The sequence below is a fragment of the Microbacterium canaveralium genome (assembly GCF_047238045.1).
Taxonomy (GTDB): Bacteria; Actinomycetota; Actinomycetes; order Actinomycetales; family Microbacteriaceae; genus Microbacterium.
Map to the genome: position 1 here is coordinate 2,582,005 of NZ_JBDFMA010000003.1, position 23,591 is coordinate 2,605,595.

At 70.3% G+C, this 23,591-nt stretch carries 24 protein-coding genes; 6 read left to right on the forward strand and 18 right to left on the reverse strand.

Annotation, left to right across the window (positions count from 1 at the left end):
* Positions 1 to 7 precede the first annotated feature (7 nt).
* The 6 genes from ABC271_RS13335 to ABC271_RS13360 all read right to left on the reverse strand — a co-directional run bounded on the left by ABC271_RS13335 (position 8) and on the right by ABC271_RS13360 (position 7,322).
* Positions 8 to 907 (reverse strand): carbohydrate ABC transporter permease, encoded by a 900-nt coding sequence (locus ABC271_RS13335; protein WP_412925321.1) that lies wholly within the window; start codon positions 905 to 907, stop codon positions 8 to 10.
* 11 nt (positions 908 to 918) lie between these two features.
* Positions 919 to 1,866, reverse strand: coding sequence for a carbohydrate ABC transporter permease (locus ABC271_RS13340; RefSeq protein ID WP_412925322.1), 948 nt, complete (start codon positions 1,864 to 1,866; stop codon positions 919 to 921).
* 4 nt (positions 1,867 to 1,870) lie between these two features.
* Positions 1,871 to 3,133, reverse strand: a complete 1,263-nt coding sequence (locus tag ABC271_RS13345) for an extracellular solute-binding protein (protein ID WP_412925324.1) — start codon at positions 3,131 to 3,133, stop codon at positions 1,871 to 1,873.
* 213 nt (positions 3,134 to 3,346) lie between these two features.
* The gene (locus tag ABC271_RS13350; protein WP_412925325.1) at positions 3,347 to 3,952 is read right to left on the reverse strand and encodes a TetR/AcrR family transcriptional regulator; all 606 of its coding nucleotides are present in this window, start codon (positions 3,950 to 3,952) and stop codon (positions 3,347 to 3,349) included.
* A 66-nt stretch (positions 3,953 to 4,018) separates the two neighbouring features.
* The gene (locus tag ABC271_RS13355; protein ID WP_412925326.1) at positions 4,019 to 5,620 is read right to left on the reverse strand and encodes a glucoamylase family protein; all 1,602 of its coding nucleotides are present in this window, start codon (positions 5,618 to 5,620) and stop codon (positions 4,019 to 4,021) included.
* A 226-nt stretch (positions 5,621 to 5,846) separates the two neighbouring features.
* Positions 5,847 to 7,322, reverse strand: a complete 1,476-nt coding sequence (locus tag ABC271_RS13360) for a helix-turn-helix domain-containing protein (protein ID WP_412925327.1) — start codon at positions 7,320 to 7,322, stop codon at positions 5,847 to 5,849.
* Between the two features lie 127 nt (positions 7,323 to 7,449).
* Between ABC271_RS13360 and aceA the strand changes: the two genes are divergently transcribed.
* Together aceA and aceB are read left to right on the forward strand one after the other, a co-directional pair.
* Positions 7,450 to 8,766: an isocitrate lyase gene (gene aceA, locus ABC271_RS13365; RefSeq protein WP_412925328.1), complete on the forward strand. Its 1,317-nt coding sequence runs from the start codon at positions 7,450 to 7,452 to the stop codon at positions 8,764 to 8,766.
* A 134-nt stretch (positions 8,767 to 8,900) separates the two neighbouring features.
* Positions 8,901 to 10,559, forward strand: coding sequence for a malate synthase A (gene aceB, locus ABC271_RS13370; RefSeq protein WP_412925329.1), 1,659 nt, complete (start codon positions 8,901 to 8,903; stop codon positions 10,557 to 10,559).
* Between the two features lie 75 nt (positions 10,560 to 10,634).
* Here the strand turns inward: aceB and ABC271_RS13375 are convergent, their stop codons facing one another.
* Entirely contained in the window at positions 10,635 to 11,930 is a 1,296-nt protein-coding gene (locus tag ABC271_RS13375) for a chloride channel protein (protein WP_412925330.1), read from the reverse strand.
* Between the two features lie 55 nt (positions 11,931 to 11,985).
* On the opposite strand from ABC271_RS13375, the gene ABC271_RS13380 reads away from it, so the two are divergent.
* Positions 11,986 to 12,309, forward strand: a complete 324-nt coding sequence (locus ABC271_RS13380) for a hypothetical protein (protein WP_412925331.1) — start codon at positions 11,986 to 11,988, stop codon at positions 12,307 to 12,309.
* A gap of 58 nt (positions 12,310 to 12,367) precedes the next feature.
* Entirely contained in the window at positions 12,368 to 13,567 is a 1,200-nt protein-coding gene (locus tag ABC271_RS13385; protein ID WP_412925332.1) for a pyridoxal phosphate-dependent aminotransferase, read from the forward strand.
* A gap of 36 nt (positions 13,568 to 13,603) precedes the next feature.
* Here the strand turns inward: ABC271_RS13385 and ABC271_RS13390 are convergent, their stop codons facing one another.
* From ABC271_RS13390 to ABC271_RS13405, 4 genes are read right to left on the reverse strand one after another with little or no spacing between them, the layout of a single operon-like run.
* Complete coding sequence (locus ABC271_RS13390; RefSeq protein ID WP_412925333.1) at positions 13,604 to 14,740, reverse strand: UDP-N-acetylmuramate dehydrogenase; 1,137 nt, start codon at positions 14,738 to 14,740, stop codon at positions 13,604 to 13,606.
* Positions 14,740 to 15,144, reverse strand: coding sequence for a MaoC/PaaZ C-terminal domain-containing protein (locus ABC271_RS13395; RefSeq protein ID WP_412925334.1), 405 nt, complete (start codon positions 15,142 to 15,144; stop codon positions 14,740 to 14,742). Before ABC271_RS13395 ends, ABC271_RS13390 begins: the two co-directional genes overlap by 1 nt.
* Positions 15,141 to 15,590 carry an FAS1-like dehydratase domain-containing protein gene (locus ABC271_RS13400; RefSeq protein ID WP_412925335.1) on the reverse strand — a complete coding sequence of 150 codons (450 nt, stop codon included), beginning with the start codon at positions 15,588 to 15,590 and terminating at the stop codon, positions 15,141 to 15,143. Before ABC271_RS13400 ends, ABC271_RS13395 begins: the two co-directional genes overlap by 4 nt.
* A 32-nt stretch (positions 15,591 to 15,622) precedes the next feature.
* The gene (locus ABC271_RS13405; RefSeq protein WP_412925336.1) at positions 15,623 to 16,420 is read right to left on the reverse strand and encodes a sulfite exporter TauE/SafE family protein; all 798 of its coding nucleotides are present in this window, start codon (positions 16,418 to 16,420) and stop codon (positions 15,623 to 15,625) included.
* A gap of 345 nt (positions 16,421 to 16,765) precedes the next feature.
* Here ABC271_RS13405 and ABC271_RS13410 point away from each other — a divergent pair, with 345 nt between their 5' ends.
* Positions 16,766 to 17,401 (forward strand): NADPH-dependent F420 reductase, encoded by a 636-nt coding sequence (locus ABC271_RS13410; RefSeq protein ID WP_412925337.1) that lies wholly within the window; start codon positions 16,766 to 16,768, stop codon positions 17,399 to 17,401.
* Between the two features lie 154 nt (positions 17,402 to 17,555).
* On the opposite strand, the gene ABC271_RS13415 is transcribed toward ABC271_RS13410, so the two are convergent.
* From ABC271_RS13415 to ABC271_RS13440, 6 genes are all read right to left on the reverse strand, one after another.
* On the reverse strand, positions 17,556 to 18,716 hold the full coding sequence (locus tag ABC271_RS13415; RefSeq protein WP_412925338.1) for a cystathionine gamma-synthase: 1,161 nt from the start codon (positions 18,714 to 18,716) through the stop codon (positions 17,556 to 17,558).
* Complete coding sequence (locus ABC271_RS13420) at positions 18,713 to 19,801, reverse strand: pyridoxal-phosphate dependent enzyme (protein ID WP_412925339.1); 1,089 nt, start codon at positions 19,799 to 19,801, stop codon at positions 18,713 to 18,715. The genes ABC271_RS13415 and ABC271_RS13420 overlap by 4 nt, the downstream gene beginning before the upstream one ends.
* A gap of 61 nt (positions 19,802 to 19,862) precedes the next feature.
* Complete coding sequence (locus ABC271_RS13425; RefSeq protein WP_412925340.1) at positions 19,863 to 20,711, reverse strand: SDR family oxidoreductase; 849 nt, start codon at positions 20,709 to 20,711, stop codon at positions 19,863 to 19,865.
* 72 nt (positions 20,712 to 20,783) lie between these two features.
* Positions 20,784 to 21,101, reverse strand: a complete 318-nt coding sequence (locus ABC271_RS13430; RefSeq protein ID WP_412925341.1) for a hypothetical protein — start codon at positions 21,099 to 21,101, stop codon at positions 20,784 to 20,786.
* Positions 21,101 to 21,670, reverse strand: a complete 570-nt coding sequence (locus tag ABC271_RS13435) for an Asp23/Gls24 family envelope stress response protein (RefSeq protein ID WP_412925342.1) — start codon at positions 21,668 to 21,670, stop codon at positions 21,101 to 21,103. Before ABC271_RS13435 ends, ABC271_RS13430 begins: the two co-directional genes overlap by 1 nt.
* 4 nt (positions 21,671 to 21,674) lie before the next feature.
* Entirely contained in the window at positions 21,675 to 22,217 is a 543-nt protein-coding gene (locus ABC271_RS13440) for an RNA polymerase sigma factor (protein WP_412925343.1), read from the reverse strand.
* A gap of 214 nt (positions 22,218 to 22,431) precedes the next feature.
* On the opposite strand from ABC271_RS13440, the gene ABC271_RS13445 reads away from it, so the two are divergent.
* Complete coding sequence (locus ABC271_RS13445) at positions 22,432 to 23,274, forward strand: NAD-dependent epimerase/dehydratase family protein (protein WP_412925344.1); 843 nt, start codon at positions 22,432 to 22,434, stop codon at positions 23,272 to 23,274.
* A 69-nt stretch (positions 23,275 to 23,343) separates the two neighbouring features.
* Here the strand turns inward: ABC271_RS13445 and ABC271_RS13450 are convergent, their stop codons facing one another.
* Positions 23,344 to 23,574 (reverse strand): hypothetical protein, encoded by a 231-nt coding sequence (locus ABC271_RS13450; RefSeq protein ID WP_412925345.1) that lies wholly within the window; start codon positions 23,572 to 23,574, stop codon positions 23,344 to 23,346.
* Between the last annotated feature and the right edge of the window lie 17 nt (positions 23,575 to 23,591).

A 23,591-nucleotide genomic window follows, 5' to 3' on the forward strand; every position in this document is an offset into this window, starting at 1 on the left:
TCGCGGGTCACTTCAGTCCGGTGGCGGCGATGCCCTGGATGAAGTACCGCTGAAGGAAGACGAACAGCAGGATGATCGGCGCGATCACGAGCACCGAACCGGCCAGCAGCAGGCCGTAGTCGGTGGCGTTCTGCCCCGTGGAGTAGAGCGACAGGGCGACCGGGAGCGTGTACTTCCCCTCGGTCTGCGCCGCGACGAGGGGCCAGAGGAAGTTGTTCCACGACGCCAGGAACGTCAGGATCCCGAGCGTCGCGAGCGGCGGCCCGCACAGGGGCATCACGATGCGGGCGAAGATCCGCAGCTCCCCCGCTCCGTCGATGCGCGCGGCCTCGAGGAGGGGATCGGGGATGCCGAGCATGAACTGCCGCATGAGGAACACGCCCAGCGGGGTCGTGACGAACGGCAGGATCAGCGCCGCGTACGTGTCGACCAGGCCGAGTGACGACACCATCACGAACAGCGGGACGAACGTGACGACCCCGGGCACCATGAGCGTCACCATGACGACGACGAACAGGGCCTTCTTGCCGGGGAAGTCCATCTTCGCCAGCGCGTAGCCGACCATCGAGCAGAACACGAGGTTGCCGGCCACGGTGACCAATGCCACGAACACGCTGTTGCCGAAGAACTGGCCGAAGTTGAGCTGTCCGAACCACGCGGCGAAGTTCTCCCACGTGAACTGCTGCGGCCACCACGTCGGCGGGCGCTGCAGGATCTCGCGTTGGGTCTTCACCGATCCGAGCAGCATCCAGGCGAAGGGCAGCATCCACACCAGGACCCCGACGACGAGCACGGTGAGGGTGAGAGCGCGGCCCGGGCCGAGGCGGTTCTCGGAGCGACGGCGTCGGCGCGGAGGCTCCGCGGTTTCGGTGACGACGGCCGGAGCCGCGGGGGACGTGAGTGTCATGGCATCCTCCCTCAATCCTTCGAGCGCAGCAGACGGAACTGCAGCAGGCTGAGCAGCGCGATCGCGAGGAACAGCAGGTAGCTGGCGGCGGATGCCGTGCCGTACTGCCCGAAGCCGAACTGCTTGAACGTGTAATAGGCCACCGAGAGAGTGGAGTTGAGGGGGCCGCCCTGCGTCATCACGAACGCCTCCTCGAAGAACTGCAGGAACCCGACCGAGATCAGCACGGCTCCGAGCAGCAGCGTGGGACGCAGCAGCGGCAGCGTGACCGAGGTCAGACGTCGCCACGACGAGGCGCCGTCCATCAGGGCGGCTTCCTTGACGTCGGTGGGGATCGCCTGAAGCCCCGCGAGGAAGATCACCATGAGCGTGCCGACGTTGCGCCAGACCGCCATTGCGATGAGCGACGGGAGCGCCGTCGAGGTGTCGTTGAGCCAGTCCGGCCCCTGGATGCCGAAGACCGCCAGCGCCGAGTTCAACAGCCCCTCGGGCTGCAGGATGTAGCGCCACACCACCGCGACCGCCACGATGCTCGTCACGACGGGGGCGTAGAAGCCCACGCGCAGGATCGACACGAGACGTCCGCCGCTGGAGTTCAGCGCCAGCGCGAGCGCGAGGGCGACGGCCATGGTCACCGGGATGCCGACGACCACGAACGTCGCGGTCACCCCGAGCGACGTGAGGAACACCGGGTCGCCCAGCACCGAGAGGTACTGGTCGAGCCCGATGAAGTTCACCGCGAACGGCGAGCGGATGTCGCGCGCCGTGAAGTCGGTGAACGACATGGCGAAGGAGCCCACGATCGGCACGACCATGAACGCCGCGAAGACCGCGACGAACGGCAGGGCGAAGCCCCACGCGACCCATCCCTGACGCCGGCGGCGGCTCGACGCCCCGCCGGCGCGGGCGCGACCGGGGGCCGGAGCCCGTCCGGTCGCGCCCACGACTGCCTGCGTCATGGCCTCAGCCCAGACCCAGCTGGTCAGCGGTGGCCTGGAGTTCCTTCAGGCCGTCAGCGGGACTCTGCTGCCCGAGGCGGATCTTCTCCAGCATCGCGTCGCCGGCCGCGGCGACCTGCACCCAGGTGGTGACGGCGGGCACCGACTTGGCTGTCTCGAGCTGCGTACCGAAGGCGGCGAGGGTCGCGGACGACGCCAGGGCGTCGGACTTCCAGGCGTCCTGGACGGCCGGAAGGTCGCCCGTCGCCTCGTACCAGGCGGCCTGCGTTTCGGGCTCGGTCAGCCACTGCACGAGCTTCCATGCGCTGGCGGCGTTGTCGGAGTTGTCGAACACGGCCAGGTTCGCCCCGCCGCTGAACGAGGTGGACGACTCCTTCGCCGGCAGCACGGCGGTCGAGATCTTGTCGCCGAAGCCCTCCCCGCCGAGGTCGTTGAGCAGACCGATGAACGCCGGTCCGTCGATGAACATGGGCGTGTCGCCCGAGACGAAGTCCGCCTCCTGGGCCCCGGCCGAGCGATCGGCGGCGGGGTTGGCGATGCCGTCGGTGTAGAAGCTCTGGTAGTACTCGAGCGCCTCGACGGTCTCGGGGGTGTCCAGGGTCCAGGTCGAGCCGTCCTCCAGCTCAGCGCCGTTGGACCACGGCATCCACAGGTTGCCCTGGAACGAGTCGTTGCCGGCGGGGAGACGGATGCCGAAGTCGGCGCCGCCCTTCGACTGCATGTCGGCGGCCATCTGCTTCAGCTCGTCCCACGTGGTGGGCGCCGTGCTCCAGCCGGCCTGAGCCGCGATGTCGGTGCGGTAGTAGAGCACGCGCGTGTCGACGTACCACGGCACGCCGGTCGCGCGGTCGTCGATCTTCGTCGAGTCGATCGCGCCGGGGAAGATGCCGTCGGTGGAGAGATCGGTGGGCACGGTCTGCAGCGCGTCACCGAAGTCCGCCATCCAAGTCGAGCCGACCATCGCGAGGTCGGGGGTGTTGCCGCCGGCGATGGCGGTCTGGAACTTGCTGTACGCGGCATCCCACGGAACCGGCGTGACCTCGACGGTGACGCCGGGGTTCGCCTCTTCGAACGTCTTCACGAACTCGGGCAGTGCCTCACCTTCGGCCCCCATCGCCCACATCGTGAGCGTGCCCTCGGCCTTGGCGTCACCGATCGTCGTGGCGTCGGCGGCACCGGGGCCGGAATCGGAGGTGCGTCCGCACCCGGTCAGCGCGATCGCGGCCGCCGCGACGACGGCGACGGCGCCCCATCGGGTCATTCTCATCGTGTTCCTCCTCGAACGGGCGCCCCACATCGGGCGCGGTGTCCCGCCCAGTTTAAGCGCATAACTTCCCCGTCGGCAACCCGTCGCCCGCCGAAGGCACACGATCGGGCCGAGCGCACACGACGCGGCCGACCCGAACGGGCGCGCTCGACCCGTTCGTGTGCACTCGACGTTCACGAACGCCCGAGCGGCACGGGACCGAATGCCGGGACGTCAGGCCGGGGGCTGGAGGTACCCCCGGACGAACTCGGCGAAGTGGGCCGTCATGTCGACCGAGTCGTCGAGGAGCCACTGCTGCTGCAGGCCGTCCATCACGGCACTGAGGAGCCGGGCGGCCCGGTCGGGGTCGATGTCGCGGCGCACCTCCCCGGCGGCCTGCCCCGCGCGCAGCAGCTCGGCGGCGCGCACGGCACTGTCGCGGTAGCGGGCGGCGAACGCGGCGTGCGAGGGATGCTCGGGGTCGCTCGCCTCGGCGACGACCACCGTGTAGAGCGCGGTGAGCCCGCGGGCCGTGGCGTTGTGGGCGACGACTTTGCCCATCTGCTCGACGAGGGTGTGGGCGGACGGATCGCCGGCCGCGGCGCGGACGCTCTCGTCGCGCTGACGCAGCACCTCGGCGAACAGTTCCTCCTTCGTCGCGAAGTGGTGCAGAAGCCCCGCAGGTGTGAGCCCGACACGCTTGGCGACCTCGCGCAGCGATCCGCTGGTCACCCCCGACCGCGCGAAGACGACCATGGCCTCGTCGACGATGCGCTGGCGCCGCTGGAGACCCTTCGGGTAGCTCCCGCGTGGGGCGCGCGGCATCCCCTCGTCCGTCATCCGTCTCCTTCCGCACGCACCGATGCCCGGTCCCGCGAGGGTACCGGGCATCGGCTGGACGGATGGTCAGGGGTGTCGCGCGCCCCAGGACGAACCGAACACCTGCTGCTCCATCGCGGGGCGCAGCCGCTGCTCGAGCTCGTCGTCGACGAAGTAACCCTTGAGGGTGTCCCGGGTCAGGGCGTTTCCTATCGCCGCCATGATCATCGACTGATCGAGCGAAAGGTAGCGCTTCGCGACCGTGTCGCTCTTCACCGCGACGGCATCGTAGAAACCGCCCGGGCCGTAGGCGCCGAGCTTCTTCTCGATACCGCGGAGGTTCTTCAGCACGCCCGCGCGGTCGTACGGCAAGGCCAGGAAAGAGGCGTGCGGCGTCACGACGCCGTCGCCGAAGGTCGGGTCGGGGTTCGTTCCGGTCGTGCAGCCGGGGCGGTCGATGTCGACGTCGGTCTTCTCGGCATCCGAGGTGTAGCCGTCAGAACGGATGCCGGCGATGTCGACGCCGTACTCGCTGTAGCCGCCGAAAGGGTTGCTGGCGGGAGAGAAGCCCCAGTAGCCGTAGCCGGCCTCGTCGAGGCCGTGGCGCTTCTGCACCTCGACGGTGATCGGGTGATTGAGCGCCCACGAGTGCGGCCCCCAGGCGGTCTCGGGAACGAGCAGATCGGGCATGAGCGCTTCGAACATGCTGCCGCCCCAGCTCGGCACGAACGACATGCCCTCGTACGCGTACACGCCCTCGTACACGTCGACGCCGTCGTAGGTGCGCGTCTCGCCGGTCGGCAGCTGCTCCTGCCACGCCCAGTCGCAGCCGGCGGGCATCGTGCGATGAGTGCCGGACAGGGCGGTGGCCGGGATGCCACCCTGCGCGATGCCGAGGTACGTCGCGATGCGACTCTCGCTCACGGTGGTGTCGTAGTGGTGGCAGGTATAGAAGGCCTCCTCACCGCTGCCGTTGTACATCGGGGCCGGGACCGCACAGCCGTCGCCCGGAGGCTCCTCCCAGAAGCCACCACGGTTGGTGCCGGCGGGCAGCCCGGGCGCTCCGGCGGAGTCGAAGAACGCCGAGAAGTCCATCGACTCGTACAGCGCGTCGGCGCGGTCGGCGAGCGTCGGCTCGGCCTCGCGGACGATGCGGAGCGCCGCGGCGAGCCAGCCGTTGTCGACGGTGCTGAGGAACGGGTGGATGACCTCGCCCGAGGTGGGGAAGATGTCGAGCTTCGCGCCGGTCTCGGGCGCGTACCAGTTGTAGTACATGCCGCTGCCGTCGTTGCGCTCCATGCGCTCGAGGGTCGACACCGTGGCGGTGAGGCGCTCGCGCGCCTCGTCGGCGCCGACGATGCCGAGGTCGCGCGCGGTCACGGTCGACCACAGGTAGCCGCCGATGTTGGTCGGCGAGGTGTAGCCGGATGCCGTCGCCGGGTCCAGGTCTCCCCCGATGTTGTCATCCGGGAGGCCCGTCGCCGGGTGGGCCATCGCGGCCATCGAGGCCCAGGTGTCCTCGGCGTAGCGCTGGAGATCGCGCGCACCGGGCCCGGCATGAGCGGGCGGTCCCGCGTGCGGGGGCGGCGACGCCGGCCCAGGCGGCGCGGCGGCGGCGGGCGACGCGACGGTGAGTCCGCCGACGACGAGTCCGACGATCGCGATGGTTGTTGAGCGGGTGTGCTTCATGACGGCTCTCCTCATCGAAAGCGCTCCGGGGGGACGGAGTCGGTGTCAAAAACCTTGCATGTGTGAGGTTTTTTCGCAACCCATCGCCCCATCCCGTCCCGAAGCGCTCCTCGCACCCCGCGAGCGCACACGTTCGGGTCGAGCACACACGTTCCGGGCGTCCCGTTCGTGTGCGCTCGACCCGAATGTGTGCACTGGGCGCGGCCGCGACGCTGAACGGCGCGCGTCACTGCGGCGCGTGCGCCTGCAGGAACTCGTACATCTCCGTGGTGTCCACGCCGGGGAAGGCGCCCGTCGGCAGGGTCGCGAGCAGCGTCCTCGGGGTCCGCACGTTGGGCCACGCCTGCCCGCGCCACGCCGCTTCGAGGTCGGCGGGCGCGCGTCGGCAGCACGTCTCGACCGCGTGGCGGGAGACCCCGCGGTTGGGGGTGTCGCGACCGCGGAACCACTTCGTGTCGTCGAACCGCACGCCGACGCTCACCGAGTGCGCTCCCTCGCTGGACTGCTCCACCCGCGCGGTGCACCAGTACGTGCCGTTTCCGGTGTCGGTGTACTGGTAGTACGGGTTGAAAAGGTCGTCCTCGTCGAAGACGACGCGGCTCGTCCACCGCCGGCAGCACATCTGCCCCTCGATCGATCCGAGCCGATCGGTGGGGAAGTTCACGTCGTCGTTCTCGTAGGCCTTGGTGATCGTGCCGGACTCGTGCACCTTGAGGAAGTGCACCGGGATGCCGAGGTGCACGGTGGCGAGGTTGGTGAAGCGGTGCGCGGCGGTCTCGTACGACACCGAGTACGCGTCGCGCAGGTCTTCGATGCTGATCGTGCGCCGCTCCTTCGCCTCGCGGAGCGCCGACACGACGTGCGACTCGGGCATGAGCAGCGCCCCGGTGAGGTAGTTCGTCTCGACCCGCTGGCGCAGGAACTCGTCGTAGCTGGTCGGCTCGCCGTGCCCCAGGATCCGGCTCGACAGCGCCTGCAGCACCGCCGCACGGGGATCGCCCTTGGCGACCTTCGTCGACAGGTAGAGCCGCCCGTTCCTGGCATCCGCGATGCTGCGGGTCGACGGTGGCAGGTCGGGAACGTAGTGCAGCGAGAAGCCGAGGTGCGCGGCGATGTCGCTCGCCCCGCGCTGGGTCAGCGGGCCGCCGGGGTGGGCGATCGCGGCGAGCATCTCGGATGCCACCTTCTCCAGCTCCGGGAAGTGGTTGTCCTGCGTGCGCATCAGGCGTCGCAGCGCCACGTTCGCGCGCCGCGCCTCCTCGGGCGTGGCCGAACGCTCTTCACGGAGGCGTTCGATCTCGGCCTGCAGCGCGAGCATCGCCGCGAGCGCCTCGTCGGGCACCGCGCGTCCCACCCGGAACGGCGCGATGCCGAGCGCTTGGAAGGTCTGCCCGCGCATGGCCCGCTCCACCGACAGCTCGAGGGTCGAGCGGGCGTCGAGGGGTTCGGCATCCAGGATCTGGTCGAGTTTGCAGCCCAGCGCGCGGGCGATCGCCTGAAGCAGCGTGAGCTTCGCTTCGCGCCGCCCGTTCTCGATCATCGACATCTGGCTCGGCGCACGACCCACCGCCGCGGCGAGGTCGTCGAGCGTCATGCCGCGGGCCGTGCGCAACTGCCGGATGCGTTTGCCGATCGTGAGAGTGTCCACACCCTCATCGTCGGATGCCGCGCCCGCGGCGGTGAGGGAGACTCCGGTGTCCATGTCGGGATGATCTCACTCGAACAGAAGAACGGGCAATCTTCACAGCCGAATTCTTCAGATGGACCGCGCTTCTTCGCCCACAGTGGTCACCACGGGCACCGAAGCCCCGCACCCGAAGGAGGACGACATGACGATCCAGGCCACCCCCGCCCAGCCGCCCCTGCGCCCCGGCGACCAGACCGAGACCGCCGATGAGATCCGCGCCGCGTGGGAGAACGACCCCCGCTGGGACGGCATCGAGCGCGCCTACTCGGCCGAGGACGTCGTCCGGCTCCGCGGCAGCGTCCGCGAGGAGTCCACGCTCGCCCGCCGTGGCGCGGAGAACCTCTGGAACCTCCTCCACACCGAGGAGTACGTCCGCGCCCTCGGCGCCTACACCGGCGGCCAGGCCGTGCAGCAGGTGCGGGCGGGCCTCAAGGCCATCTACCTCTCGGGCTGGCAGGTCGCCGCCGACGGCAACCTCGCCGGGCAGACCTACCCCGACCAGAGCCTCTACCCCGCCAACTCGGTGCCGGCGGTCGTCCGCCGCATCAACAACGCGCTGCTCCGTCAGGACCAGATCGAGCGCGCCGAGGGCGAGATCACGCGGGACTGGCTCGCCCCGATCGTCGCCGACGCCGAGGCAGGCTTCGGCGGTCCGCTCAACGCCTACGAACTCGCGCAGTCGCTCATCCAGGCGGGGGCGGCCGGCATCCACTGGGAGGACCAGCTCGCCAGCGAGAAGAAGTGCGGCCACCTCGGCGGCAAGGTTCTCGTGCCGACGCAGCAGCACATCCGCACGCTCAACGCGGCGCGGCTCGCCGCCGACGTCGCGGGCGTGCCGACGGTCATCATCGCCCGCACCGACGCGCTCGCCGCCGACCTGCTCACCAGCGACGTCGACCCGCGCGACGCGGAGTTCCTCACCGGCGAGCGCACGAGCGAGGGCTTCTACCGGGTGCGTCCGGGCCTGGATGCCGTCATCTCGCGCGGTCTCGCCTTCGCCCCCTACGCCGACCTCATCTGGGTCGAGACGGGAGAGCCCGACATCGAGCTCGCCCGCGCCTTCGCCGAGGCCATCCATGCCCGTTACCCGGGCAAGCTCCTCGCGTACAACTGCTCGCCGAGCTTCAACTGGAAGCGTCATCTCGACGACGCGCAGATCGCGACGTTCCAGGCCGACCTGGCCGCGATGGGATACGCGTTCCAGTTCATCACCCTCGCGGGCTTCCACGCCGTGAACCACTCGATGTTCGACCTCGCCCGCGGCTACGCCGAACGCGCCATGAGCGCGTACGTCGAGCTGCAGGAGGCCGAGTTCGCCGCCGAGGCCGTCGGCTACACCGCCACCAAGCACCAGCGCGAGGCGGGCACCGGCTACTTCGACGTCGTCTCGACCGCGCTCAACCCCGACAGCGCCACGCTCGCCCTCGCCGGCTCCACCGAGACCGCGCAGTTCCACTGACCCCTCGCCTTGCGAACCTCGTCCCACTTATCGCAGACCCTGTCCCACTTGTGGCCACTCGCGCCCCGCCTGAGTGACCACTTTCGGGACATGCCTCCCCGCGCGGTTCGCAACACCGACAGAAAGACCTCATCATGACCCTCATCGACTCCCCGCCCACCGACGGCCGACGGATGCCGGAGCCCTCGGCATCCACTCCCGCTCCGCACCTGCGGATCGAGCGTCCCCTCGAGGGCCGCGACCGGGAGATCCTCACCCCCGCCGCGCTCGCCTTCCTCACCGAGCTGCACGACCGTTTCGGCCGCCGCCGCCACGACCGCCTCGCCGCCCGCCTGCGCGGACGCTTCGAGATCGGCAACGGCGACGACCCGCACTTCCGCTCCGAGACCGCGCACATCCGCGACGACCCGTCGTGGCGCGTGGCCGGAGCCGGTCCCGGCCTCGAGGACCGCCGCGTCGAGATCACGGGCCCCACCGACCCGAAGATGACCATCAACGCGCTGAACTCCGGCGCGCGGGTCTGGCTGGCCGACCAGGAGGATGCCACCTCCCCCACGTGGCGCAACGTCATCGGCGGCCAGCTCTCGCTGTTCGACGCGATCCGCGGGCAGCTGAGCTACACGAGCCCCGAGGGCAAGGAGTACCGCGTCACCGCCGAGCGCACGCCGACGATCGTGATGCGTCCGCGCGGGTGGCACCTGCCCGAGAAGCACATCACCGTGATCGATCGCGCGGGCCGGGAGCTGCCGGCATCCGGGTCGCTCGTGGACTATGGGCTCTACGTCTTCCACAACGCCCACGCGCTGATCGCGGCGGGCCGCGGACCGTACTTCTACCTGCCGAAGATCGAATCGGCCGATGAGGCACGGCTGTGGGACGACGTGTTCTCCTTCACCGAGGAGCGCCTGGGACTCCCCCACGGCACGATCCGTGCGACCGTGTTGATCGAGACCCTGCCCGCGGCGTTCGAGATGGAGGAGATCCTCTTCGCCCTCCGCGACCACTGCGCGGGGCTGAACGCCGGTCGGTGGGACTACATCTTCTCGATCATCAAGACGTACCGCGGTCGCGGCGCCCGGTTCGTTCTACCCGACCGCAGTGAAGTGACCATGACGGTGCCGTTCATGCGGGCCTACACCGAGCTGCTCGTGCGCACGTGCCACAAGCGCGGCGCCTACGCGATCGGCGGCATGAGCGCCTTCATCCCCAACCGGCGCAAGCCCGAGGTGACCGAGGCCGCGTTCGAGAAGGTCGCGGCCGACAAGCGCCGCGAGGCCGGCGACGGCTTCGACGGCACGTGGGTGGCCCACCCCGACCTGATCCCGGTGGCGCGCGCCGAGTTCGACGCGGTGTTCGGCGACGGCATCAACCAGCTCGACCGGCTGCGCGAGGACGTCGAGGTGCGCCCCGAGCAACTGCTCGACCTGCGGATCGGACTACCGATCACCGCGGGCGGGGTGCGCGGCAACGTCGCGGTGGCGATCCGGTACATCGAGGCGTGGCTGCGGGGCCTCGGGGCCGTCGCGATCGACGACCTCATGGAGGACGCGGCCACCGCCGAGATCTCGCGCTCGCAGATCTGGCAGTGGATCCACCAGGACCGCTCCACCGACGACGGCACCCGCATCACCCGCGAGTACGTCGAGGGGCTGCTGCGCGACGTGCTCGCCGGGGCGACCCGCTTCGACGGCGATCGCTTCGACGACGCCGCCGAGGTGTTCCGCGAGGTCGCGCTGCGCGAGGAGTTCCCGGCGTTCCTGACGCTCCCCGCGTACGCGAAGTACCTCGACTGACCGGGGCGAAGGGTCGGGGCCGTATCGCCCCGACCCTTCGTCACGCCCGTACGCTGCCTCCGGCTCGACGCGCCGTCACTCCCGCCCGGGATCGCGCGGCGCGAACCGGCGCAGGCTCGCGCGCGAGGTCAACCGCGCCGCGGCGAGTGACCCGGCGACGGCGAGGAAGATCGGCAGCAGGAGGTCGAACCCCGTGTTCGTGAACTCGATCACGAGCACGATCGCCGTGAACGGCGCGCGCATGTTCGAGGCGAGGAACGCCGCCGCCGCCACGATCGCGAGGCCCGTGGCATCCGCTCCCGGCCAGACGAACGCCCAGCCCGCGGCGGCCGCGGCACCGAGGCTCGCGCCGATCGCGACCGAGGGCTGCAGCGTCCCGCCGACGGCACCCGAGCCGAGCGAGACGGCGGTGGCCACGTACTTCAGCGCCGCGAGGGCGAGGAGGAGCAAAGCCGGCTGCGTGAGGTCGAACCCGGCCGTCGCGAGCGCACGGCCGTTGCCGAGGATCAGCGGGAAGACGGTGCCCAGCGCGCCGACGGCGGCGAATGTCAGTGGCAGCGCGACCAGCAGCTTCCACCCCGTCGGTCGCACCTTCGCCAGGAGCGACGTGGCGGCCGAGAAGCTCGTCGCGCCCCACCCCATGAGGGGTCCGATGAGGATCGCCGCCACGATGAGCGACGCGTTCACGTCGACGGATGCCACGTGGTAGAGCGAGTCGTCGCCGACGAGCGGGCGCGCGACGACGGTCGCGATGGCGCTCACCGAGAGCGCGACGACCGCGGCCCCGACGCTGAACTGCGCGAGGAGGATCTCGATCGCGAACAGCGCTCCCCCGAGCGGCACGTTGTAGACGGCGGCGAGACCGGCGCCCGCGGCGGCGGCGATGAGGATGCGACCCCACCGCGCGTCGAGGCGGAACCACCGCACGACCTTCGACCCGGCCATGGCGGAGAGCTCCCGCGGAGCGACCTCTTTGCCGATCGAGGCGCCCAGGGCGACGGACGTCACCTGGATCACGGTGTCGGCGAGAGTCTCCCACCACGGCATGGGGGCGCCCGCGACGCCCTGCTCCACCGTCGCGATCCGACGGCCGAAGCGGCGCAGCAGGTACCAGCCGACCGCCGCGACGACACCGGCCCCGCCGACGGTCGCGATCGGCAGCCACCACACCGACGGGGAGGCGAGTCCATCGAGGAACGGCCCCTCCTCGTGCCCCCATACGAGGTGCTCGACGGTGTGGACGATCCACACGAGCAGCAGCACGGCGAGACCGGTGGACACCCCGACGATCGCGGTCGCGAGCCCCAGCCGAAGCAGGATGCCGAGCCCCCGACGATGTACACGCGTCCGTTCCGGGGCCCCTACTGTCACGACGCCACGCTAACGCACCGACGACAGGCCGCCCGCCACGCGCTACCGTGACCGCATGGCCTCTGTCTCCCCGGCCGGTCGGCGCGCGAGCGACGGCTTCGGCATCGTCGCGATCATCCTGGCGGCGTTCATTCTGCTGCCGGCGCTCATGATCTTCCTCATCGGGCTCGCCCCGGGCATGAATGCGATCTGGTGGCTCGGAATCGTCCTGTTGCCGATCATGGCGTTCCTCGGTCTCGTCGCCGCGACCGTGGGGGCGATCGGCATCGTCCTGCGCGTCCGCGCCGGCCGCCGACCCGTTCTCTCCATCATCGGTCTCTCCCTCGGCATCCTGCTCATCCTGCCGAGCCTCTGGGTGCTCTTCTCCTCGAGCGTGTGACCCCCGCGGTCGCGCCGGGACCCGTGGCATCCCGGGCGCGCCGAGTAGGCTCGGTGCCGTGACCGACCGCGCACCGCTCTCCCGCAAGCTCTCCGCCATCGCCGAATCCGCGACCCTCAAGGTCGACGCCAAGGCCAAGGCCCTCAAGGCCGCCGGCCGCCCCGTCATCTCTTATGCGGCTGGCGAGCCGGACTTCGCCACCCCGCAGTTCGTCGTGGATGCCGCGGCCGAAGCGCTGCACAACCCGGCCAACTTCCGCTACACCCCCGCCGCCGGGCTCCCCGTGCTGCGCGAGGCGATCGCCGCGAAGACGCTGCGCGACTCGGGCCTGGAGGTCGCACCGTCGCAGATCATCGTGACCAACGGCGGCAAGCAGGCGGTGTACCAGGCCTTCCAGACCGTGGTGAACCCCGGCGACGAGGTGCTCCTGCCCGCGCCGTACTGGACGACCTACCCCGAGGCGATCGCCCTCGCCGAGGGAGTGCCCGTGGAGGTGTTCGCCGGCGCCGACCAGGACTACAAGGTCACCATCGCGCAGCTCGAGGCCGCCCGCACCGACAAGACCACCGTCCTGGTCTTCGTGTCGCCTTCGAACCCCACCGGTTCGGTCTACACGCCCGAAGAGACCGCCGAGATCGGCCGCTGGGCCCTCGAGCACGGCATCTGGGTGATCACCGACGAGATCTACCAGAACCTCACCTACGAGGGTGCCCGCGCGGTCTCGATCGTCGAGGCCGTGCCCGAGCTGGCCGGCCAGACGCTGCTCGTGAACGGCGTCGCCAAGACGTACGCGATGACCGGCTGGCGCGTGGGCTGGATGATCGGACCGGCGGATGCCATCAAGCTCGCCGGCAACCTGCAGTCGCACCTGTCGAGCAACGTCAACAACGTCGCTCAGATCGCCGCCGCCGCGGCGCTGAACGGTCCGCAGGACGAGGCCGAGCAGTTCCGCGAGGCCTTCGACCGCCGCCGCCGCCTGATCGTGTCGGAGCTGGCGAAGATCGACGGCGTCGAGGTGCCCAACCCGCTCGGCGCGTTCTACGTCTACCCCGACGTCCGCGGGCTCTTGAACCGCGAGTGGGACGGCGTCACGCCGACGACCTCGCTCGAACTCGCCGACCTCATCCTCGAGAAGGCCGAGGTCGCGGTGGTGCCGGGCGAGGCGTTCGGTCCGAGCGGCTACCTGCGTCTGTCGTACGCCCTCGGCGACGCCGAGCTGCTGGAGGGCGTCCAGCGCCTCCAGCGCTTGTTCTCCTAGCTCCCGCGCTCACGCGCTCCCGCGCGTGAGCGCCGGCTAGAGCTCGACGTTGACCAAGACGGGCTCGGGCTGCAGCACGAGACCGAACTCGGACTGGACGCGCTGCTGCACGAAACGCGCGAGCTCGGCGATCTCTGCGGCCGTCGCGCCCCCGCGGTTGGTGAGTGCCAGCGTGTGCTTGGTCGAGAGCCCGGCGCGCGAGCGCGGGAAGCGGAAGCCGCGCGACAGCCCTGCGTGCTCGATGAGCCACGCCGAACTCACCTTCACCTCGCGACGCTCGGCGACGGGCGCGGGGACCACACCGTCGAAGGCCGCGAGCGGAATCACGGTCACCGGATCCAGCACGGGCGACATCGGCCAGCGCGGGCACTCGTCGGGCAGCGTCCGAGCGAACGCCTCGGAGACGATCGCGTTCTGGAAGAACGACCCCGCGCTCCACGTGTCGGGGTCCTCGTCGTCGAGCACCATGCCCTTACGGGCCCGCGTGGCGAGCACGTGCTCGCGGATCCAGCGCAGCGAGACGGTCGCATCGGCTTCGAGTCCCAGGGCGCCGCGCAGCTGCGCGCCGGCGATCGGCCGCTCCCCGTCACCGACTCGCTCGAGCTCGAGCGTGACCGAAACGATGACGGCCGGGCGTTCGGCGACCGAGCCGTAGTGCTGCTTCAGCACCGAGGTGCGGAAGCCGAGCCCCAGATCGGATGCCGGGACCGTGGACAGCTCGCCGGTGGCCTCGTCGAGCAGCTCGACCTCGACGAGGGTCTGCACGATCTCCTGACCGTAGGCCCCGATGTTCTGCACGGGCGCGGCGCCGACGGTTCCGGGGATCCCCGACATCGCCTCGATACCCGCGAGCCCGCGGGCGACGGTCTCGGCGACGAGATCGTCCCAGTCGTGGCCGGCCTGCACCCGCAGCCGGACGCCGTCGGGCCCCGAGCCGGGGAACTCCTCGATTCCGGCGGTTCGCACGAGGACGACGGTTCCCTCGAACGGCTCATCCCCCACGAACATGTTCGACCCGCCGCCCACGACGAGCCACGGCTCGCCCGCGTCCCACAGGTCGCGGAGCACGGAGACGAACTCGTCGGCCGTCCGGGCCTCGATCGTGCGCCCGGGAAGACCGCCCGTGCGCAACGTCGTGAGCTCGGAGAGCGGGATGGGGCTGACGTGCGGCATCAGGACAGCCGCACCCGCACCTGCGCTTTGCCGAGCACCGTCGTCCCCGCGTGCGTCACGGTGAGGTCGATGCGGGCGGACTCGTCATCGACGGCGCCCACCTTCGCGCTGACGTGCAGGTCGGCGCCCTCCGTGGGGTCGACGACCACCGGCCGGGTGAAGCGCACGCCGTACTCGAGGATGCGGCCGGTGTCGCCGAGAGCCTCGGCGATCGTGCCGACGGCGACGCCCATCGTGAGCATGCCGTGGGCGAGGACGCCCGGCAGTCCGACCTCGGCGGCGACATCGTCGCGGTAGTGGATGGGGTTGAAGTCGCCGGACGCGCCGGCATACCGCACGAGCGACTCGCGGGTCAGGTGGACGGAACGTTCGGCGATGACATCTCCGACGGTGAACGCGCTCATGCGTCGGCCTCCCCGGCCAGCAGGACGCTGGTCGTCGTCACGACGTGGGCGCCCTCGGCATCCACGATCTCGGCTTCGCTCGTGATCATCGCGTTGCCCCCGAGAGTCCGAATGCCGGTCACGGCCAGGGTCGCCGTGAGCTCGTCTCCGGCGACGATCGGCCGGGAGTAGCGGAAACGCTGCTCGGCGTGGACGAGACGCGACAGCTCGATGCCCGAGTCCGGTTCGCCGAGCAGCTGCTGGAGCGTCAGGTCTTGCACGACCATGGCGAAGGTCGGCGGGGCGACGACGTCGGCGTAGCCGAGCGCGCGGGCGGCCGCGGGGTCGGAATGCTCAGGGGCGTCGGCGAAGACGGCACGGGCGAACTCCCGAACCTTCTCGCGGCCGACGAGGTACGGAGCGGTCGGCGGGAAGACACGTCCGACCAGTTCGGGGTTCACGGGCACCGGTCAAGTCTACCGACCGCCCCGCCGCCGGCTCAGCGCTGGTGGCGGCCGCGAACCGCCTTCACCGCCATCTGCGCGGCGATGAAGACGAGGAAGATGGAGAACAGGACGTTGCCGACGAACGGGTCGACGAGCTTCGCGAGCGACGCCCCGAGCGCGGTCGTCGTGCAGGCGGCGATGCCGACGCACGCGGCGGCACGGAGGTCGACGTTCGACCGGCGGAGGTTGCCGACGGTTCCGGAGATCGCGGTCGGGATCATCATGAGCAGCGAGGTTCCGCGCGCGATGAGGTCGCTCGTACCGAAGAGGAGCAAGAGCGCGGGGACCACGATGATCCCCCCGCCGACACCGAGGAGACCGGCCAGGATGCCGGTGACGACGCCGAGCACGAGGAGGCCGGGGCCCGTGATCCACGTGAGTTCGAGTTCGGCGTCGCGCGAGGGGATCACGAAGTACAGGCTGATGATGACGGCGACCAGGAACGCCACGAACGCCCACCGGAGCGCCGTCTGCGACAGTTTGGGCAGCAGCCACGTGCCGATCTGCGCGCCACCGACCGCACCGGCGGCGAGAATCAACGCCGGGATCCAGGCCACGTGGCCGTCGACGGCGTAGGTGATGACGCCGACCGAGGCCGTGGGAACGATCGCCGCCAGCGACGTCCCCGCGGCGAAGCGCTGGTCGAACCCGAGCAGGAGCACGAGGAGGGGGACGATGACCGTGCCACCGCCGACCCCGAACAGACCGGACATGAGACCGGCGAGGAGACCCACGCCGATGCAGACGGCGTAGAAGCGGGCGGAGCGGGGCGGGCGGGTCTGTTCGATCACGGAGGCGGAGTCCTTGCGGTGGGGTCGCGGCGGGCCGACACCCACCGACGGATCAGTCTTCCACTCCCCCGGCCGTGTCCCGGCAGCACCCTCGCCGGAAAAGAAAGCGGCCCCCGGTGGTCCGAAGCCGCGTCCACCGGGGGCCGTCGCCCTCACCGGTCAAGCGGAACGGTGACCCGAACACCGGTCTGCGACCACAATCGCGAGGGTGCGACAAGGAGAAGGTATCCCCCATGCCCTCAGCCTAGCTTGCTCTTGACAGTGATATCTAGGGATGCTAACTAACTAACTCATTTCTTCTACCTTTGTCGGAATGCGTCCTCGTCCCCCGTCGTTGGCGTGGGCATGACCACTGTGGGAATCATCGGAGCAGGAAACATCGGCCAGGCCCTCGCGCGGGGCTTCGTGGATCACGGGTACGACGTCGTGATCGCGAACTCACGCGGGCCGGAGACGCTCGCCGACTTCGTCGCGACGCTCGGCGACCGGGCGCGCGCCGCAACGGCGCAGGACGCCGCCGAGGCAGCGGACATCGCGGTCGTGACCGTACCCCTCAAGGCCTACCGCGACATTCCGGTGGAGCCGCTGCGGGGTAAGACCGTCCTCGACACCAACAACTACTACTGGGAGCGCGACGGGCGCATCGCCGAGCTCGACGAGAAGCGCACCACCACCGCGCAGATGCTGCAGGACCACCTTCCGGACAGCACCGTGGTGAAGGCGTTCAACCACATCGGTGCCGCCGAGATCCTGACGACCGGCTCCCCCGCAGGCACCCCGGGACGCCGGGCGCTGGCGACGGCGAGCGACTCGGACGAGGGCGTCGCACTGATCACCCGCATCTACGACGAGTTCGGCTTCGACACCGTGAACATCGGTCCGCTGACCGACAGTTGGCGCATCGAACGCGACACCCCGGGATACGGCATCCCCCAAGACCGCGACGAGCTCGAGCGGAACCTCGCCCGCGCGGAGCGCTGAGCCCACTCCCCACCCGCGATAAACGCGATCTGCACCGAGACACGCCCTCAGCGCGCGTTTCTCGGTGCAGATCGCGTTTATGGATGCCAGGACCCGGCGCTACCCCGCTCCGCGGTGGAGCGACTGGCCACCGGTGCCGCGTGGGGACGCCGCGTCAGAGCGAAGCGAGGGCCTGGTCGACGTCGGCCACGAGGTCGTCCGCCGTCTCGATGCCGACCGACAGGCGCACGATCGTGTCGGGAACGGCCAGCTCGGTCCCGCGCACGGAGGCGTGCGTCATGGCATCCGGGTAGTTCACGAGCGACTCCACACCGCCGAGCGACTCGGCCAGCGTGAACAGGCGCGTCGACTCCGCGAAGCGACGCGCGGTGGCGCCGTCGGCGAGCTCGAGCGAGACGATGCCGCCGAATGCGCTCATCTGGGATGCCGCGAGCGAATGCCCCGGGTGCGACGGGAGGCCCGGGTAGTAGACCTTCGCGACGCGGTCGTGCCCGGCGAGGTGCTCGGCGACGGCCTGCGCGTTGGCGCTGTGGCGCTGCATGCGGATGCCGAGCGTCTTGATGCCGCGCGTGGTCAGGTACGCGTCGAACGGACCGGACACGGCTCCGGCCGCGAACTGCAGGAACTGCGTCTTCTCGGCGAGGTCGGCATCCGCGAACGCGAGGGCGCCGCCGACGACGTCGGAGTGGCCGCCGAGGTACTTCGTGGCCGAGTGCACCACGACGTCAGCGCCCAGCGAGATCGGGCGCTGCAGCGCCGGCGAGGCGAACGTGTTGTCCACGACGACGATCGCTCCGGCGTCGTGACCGAGGCGCGCGAGACCCGCGATGTCGGTGATGCGCAGCATCGGGTTGCTGGGCGTCTCGACCCACACCATGCGCGGCGCGCGCCCCTGGATCGCCGCGGCCACGGCATCCAGGTCGCTCATGTCGACCACGCGGAGCTTGACGCCCCACGGGCCGAGTACCCGCGCGAGCAGACGGTAGGTGCCGCCGTACACGTCGTTGCCGAGCAGCACCTCGTCGCCCGGGACGAGGGCGGCGCGCAGCAGCGCGTCCTCGGCGGCGAGGCCGGACGCGAACGACAGCGCGCGGGCGCCGCCCTCGAGCGCGGCGATCTGCGTCTCGAGCGCCGCGCGCGTCGGGTTGCCGCTCCGGCCGTACTCGTAACCGCCGCGGAGTCCGCCGATGCCGTCCTGCGCGTAGGTCGTGGACAGGTGCACGGGCGGAATCACCGCGCCGGTCGTGGGATCGAAGGCCTGCCCTGCGTGGACGGCGAGGCTGTCGAAGCCGCGGGCGGCGTCGTGGGTGCTCATGCGGAGTGCTCCTGAGAGGTCGGGTCGGGAAGGACGGATGCCACGGGCTCGACGTCGTAGCCGCGCTCCGTCATCCACTGGTCGTCGAAGATCTTGCTGAGGTATCCGCGCCCGTGGTCGGGCAGGAGGACCACGACGACGGCGTCGGCGGGGAGGTCGCACGCGACCCGCAGGGCCCCCACGACGGCCATGCCGCTGGAACCGCCGACGAGCAGGCCCTCTTCGCGGGCGAGGCGACGCGTCATCGCGAAGGACTCGGCATCCGAGACCCGCTCGTACGCGTCGACGACCGTGGGGTCGAACGCGGGCGGCCAGAAGTCTTCACCCACGCCCTCGACGTCGTAGCCGTGGATGTCGTCGCCCGAGTAGATCGAGCCGACGGGGTCGACGCCGACGATACGCACGGACGACCCCGCGACCTCGCGCAGGTAGCGTCCGGTGCCGCTGATCGTCCCGCCCGTGCCGACACCGGTGACGAAGTGCGTGAGCGCTCCGTCGGTGTCGCGCCAGATCTCGGGACCCGTGGTCTCGTAGTGGCTGCGCGGGCCGTTGGGGTTGGCGTACTGGTTGGGCTTGAACGCGCCCGGGATCTCGCGCACGAGGCGGTCGGAAACGCTGTAGTACGAGTTCGGGTCGTCGGGCTCGACGTTGGTGGGGGTCACCACGACCTCGGCGCCGTACGCGCGGAGCACCGCGCGCTTGTCCTCGGCGACCTTGTCGGGCACGACGAACACGCAGCGGTAGCCGCGCTGCTGAGCGACGAGCGCGAGACCGACACCGGTGTTGCCGCTGGTCGGCTCGACGATGGTGCCGCCGGGGCGCAGCAGGCCGTCACGTTCGGCCGCGTCGATGATGTTCCGCGCGATGCGGTCCTTGGCGGAGCCGCCGGGGTTGAAGTACTCGATCTTGGCGAGGACCGTGGCGGCGATGCCATCGGTCACCCGGTTCAGACGGACGAGGGGGGTGTTGCCGACGAGGTCGGCGACGCTCTGGGCGTAACGCACGATGGAGTCCTGGGGGTCGATGCGCCCGGGGGCGCGGCTGACGGGGTCGTCGAAGAAGAACGCGGGGGCGTTCAGCGACAACAGCGACAGGTCAGCACGCGGTCAGCATACCCGACGATGCGGCGACTCGGTGACGCACCGCTCAGGCGACGGCGCCGAGGAACTCGTCGAACGTCTGGGCCGGGCGGCCCGTGATCGCTTCGACGTCGCCCGAGACCCGCGCCATGTCGCCGCTGGCGATCGCGGTGTAGGTGCTCACCCACGCGTCGACCTGCCAGCTCGGCGCTCCGTACACGGCGCGCGAGGCGTACGCCTCGTCGAGGGTCTCGTCGACGTAGCGCACGGGGCGTCCGCGCACCGCCGAGATCTTCTGGGCCACGTCCTCCATCGACAGCGCCTCGGGGCCGGTGAGGTCGTACGTCGTGTCGGCGTGCGCCGCCGGGTCGAGGAGCACCGCGACGGCCGTGGCGGCCACGTCCGACCGCGACACGAGCGAGCAGCGGCCGTCGCCCGCGGGTCCGCGGATGACACCGTCGTCGCCGGCGAACAGCTCCATCATGTCCATGTAGAAGTTGTCGCGGAGGAACGTCCACGACATACCCGAGGCGCGGATGACATCTTCGGTGACGGCGTGATCGCGGGCGAGCGTGAACACCGCATCAGGTGCGGCGCCCAGGAACGACGTGTACACGATCGACCGAACCCCCGCGCGCGCGGCGGCATCCACGAACGTCCGGTGGTGCTCCACCCGGTCGGCGGACTCGGACGCCGACACCATGAACAGCGTCTCGACACCCGCGAGCGCGCTGGTGGCGGCCTCCGCGTCCGAGTAACCGGCGACGTGCACCTCCGCACCCTCGAGTTCGGGCGCCCGAGCGGCGTCGCGGACGAGGAGGCGCTGCGGGATGCCGCGGGCCGCGAGGTCGCGTGCCACGCGTCCCCCTACGGCTCCGGTCGATCCGGTCACGGCGATCACGGGGTGCACGGGCATACGTCCTCCGAGGAGCGAGAGTCGGTGCTCTCAGCGTATTGCGCCGCCGCGGGGAGGAGGCCGAGAGACCCCTCAGGATCGGGGGGCGACCAAGCGGGCGACCCGGACCCGCACGGTGTCGTTGGCGGCATCCGCGCCCGCTCGGCGCACCGCTTCCGCGACGGCGGATGCCACCACGGCGCTGTCCTCGTCGACCGAGACGCCGATGCAGACGGTGACGGCACGCTCCCCTGCCTTCTCTTCAACCGCCGCGAGCGATCCCTCCACCTCCGCCATGCGCTCATACGCGCGGGCGACGACGGGACGCGCGGAGTAGGACTCGCGTACGCCTGCCACGGCGGTCACGGCCAGATCGATGCGCGGAGCCAGCTCCGCCGCGGTATCCGTCATCACTCGTCCTCCACATCGACGTGCACATCGCCCACGGTGACATCCACACGGCCCACTCGCAGGTCGCCATGGCGTTCGATCGCCGCGCGGACTCCCTCCCGCATGCGGTCTACGGTTTCCTTCATCGGGTACCCGAACAGCACGCTCACGGTCACCCGGACATCGAGGGGGGCGTCCGGCTCGGGCTGATCGATGCGCACGCGTCCCACGAGGACGCCCTTGATGCCATCGCCGACAGTGCGGATGAGTTCGTAGAGCGCACCCTCGGTGACCACCAACTCGGTCCCGTCGGCCGTGCGGGCCAGCGGAATGTCGCGGCCTGCACGGAACTCGCGCATCACCTCGCGCATGATCTCGTCGTACCAGGACTCCGCCAACGGCTCGGCGGACTGCTCGACGACGATCTCGCGCGAGAGGCGTCCCATCCGTTCCATGGACGCCAGGAGTGCCTGACACTCGGCGTTGCGCTCGATGGCGGGGATCCGGGGGGTACGTCCTCGATCGAGATAAGCGGAGAGATCCTCGAGCGAGTATCCCGAGCCGCCCACGTCGTCCACGTCCTCACTCATGCGATCACCTCCACTCCTGCATACGTTCCAACACGGTCTTGCGTGCCCGGGCGAGGCGGCCGCGGACGGTGGCCGCCGTCTCGCCGACCTCCGTGGCGATCTCGTCGTAGCTGTGGCCACCGATCTCGCGCAGCACCCACACGACGCGCAGTTCCTCCGGAAGCTCGGCCAAGACCTTCTTCAACGCGTCCATCTGCGACGATGCCACAACCGAGCGCTCCGGGTCATCACCGACGGAGACCATCTCTTCGTCGATCTGCTCCGAGAACTTCCGCGCCCGCATCCGATCGGTGACCTTGCGGGAGACGATCGTGGTCAACCAGCTGCGCACCTTCGCCGGATCGGTGAGGTCGGGGAGCCGCCGCCACGCGGTGATCAGGGCCTCCTGCACGCAGTCGTCGGCATCGGCGCGCGAACCGGTGAGCTTGGTGGCGAAGGCGACGAGGAACGGAGCGTGGCGGCGTACCAGTACCCCGAAGGCGATCTGGTCGCCGTCAGCCGCGCGTGCCGCGAGGAACGCGTCGGTCGCGGAGGACAAAGAGGTCATGCCCGTTCCTGTCAGCAGATGGAGTGGCCGTTCTGTGACGAATCACGAACCCGGCGCGTCCACATAGCGAAACACCCCGTTCGATCCGGCGGAGGGCTCTTGACGAAACACCGGAGTCATGCCATTTCACGCCGCCATGGCCCCACGCTCGCACGGCCCCGTCGCCGCATGGCGGCGGTAACGTCATGCGCATACCCCCGACCGAAGGACGCTCATGCGCATCGCACTCACCGGCTCGTCCGGAAAACTCGGCACCGTCGTCGCGCGGGAGCTCCGCGCGGCCGGACACGAGGTGATCGGCCTCGACGTCCGCGGTGAGCGCGGACCGGGTTTCGTCCAGGTGGAACTCACCGACTACGGCCAGGTCATCGACGCGCTGGCGGGCGTGAACGACCAGCACGACGGCATCGACGCCCTCGTGCACCTCGGCGCGATCCCCGCGCCCGGCATCCGATCCGACGTCGCGACCTTCCACAACAACATGGTCAGCACGTTCAACGTGTTCTGGGCCGCCGTGCGTCTGGGCATCGACCGCATCGTCTACGCCTCGAGTGAGACGGTGCTGGGCCTGCCGTTCGACATCGACCCGCCCTACATCCCCGTCGACGAGGACTACGCCCCGCGTCCGGAGTCGGTGTACTCCCTCGTCAAGGTGCTCGAGGAGCACCTGGCCACCGAGCTGGTGCGCTGGCATCCGGAGCTGTCGATCACGGCGCTGCGCTTCTCGAACGTCATGGTGCCCGAGGACTACGCCGAGTTCCCCTTCGACGCCGACGCCCGCGCGCGGAAGTGGAACCTGTGGGGGTACATCGACGCGCGCGACGGCGCGCAGGCCGTCCAGCGCGCGCTGGAGAACGCCCCCGCCGGCTTCGACCGCTTCATCATCGCCGCCGCGGACACCGTGATGACGCGGCCCAACGCGGAGTTGGTGGCCGAGGTCTTCCCCGACGTCGAGACGCGGGCCGACCTGAGCGGCACCGACACCCTGCTGTCGATCGACAAGGCGCGGCGACTCCTGGGCTACGACCCGCAGCACTCCTGGCGCGACCACCGCTGAGGCGAGGCCGGGCGAGCGACGTCGACATACCGGATGCCGAGCGTCCCCGCCTCGCCGGGCAGCTCGCGGCTAGACCTCGCGTCGTGGCGCGGTTCCCGGCCGAGCAGCCCGACGGGAGTAGGTCCAGTAGAAGATCGGCGTGAGCACGAGCGTGATGGATGCCATCGCGATGACGATCGTCAGCACCTGGTGCTGGCTCATGAGCGCGACGATCAGGTACCCGCAGCTCGCGGCCAGCGCCATGAGGAAGCTGTTGAACCAGAGGCGGCCCTTGCTGGCGGCGGGGGTCGATGACGACATGCGTTCTCCTGTCTTGG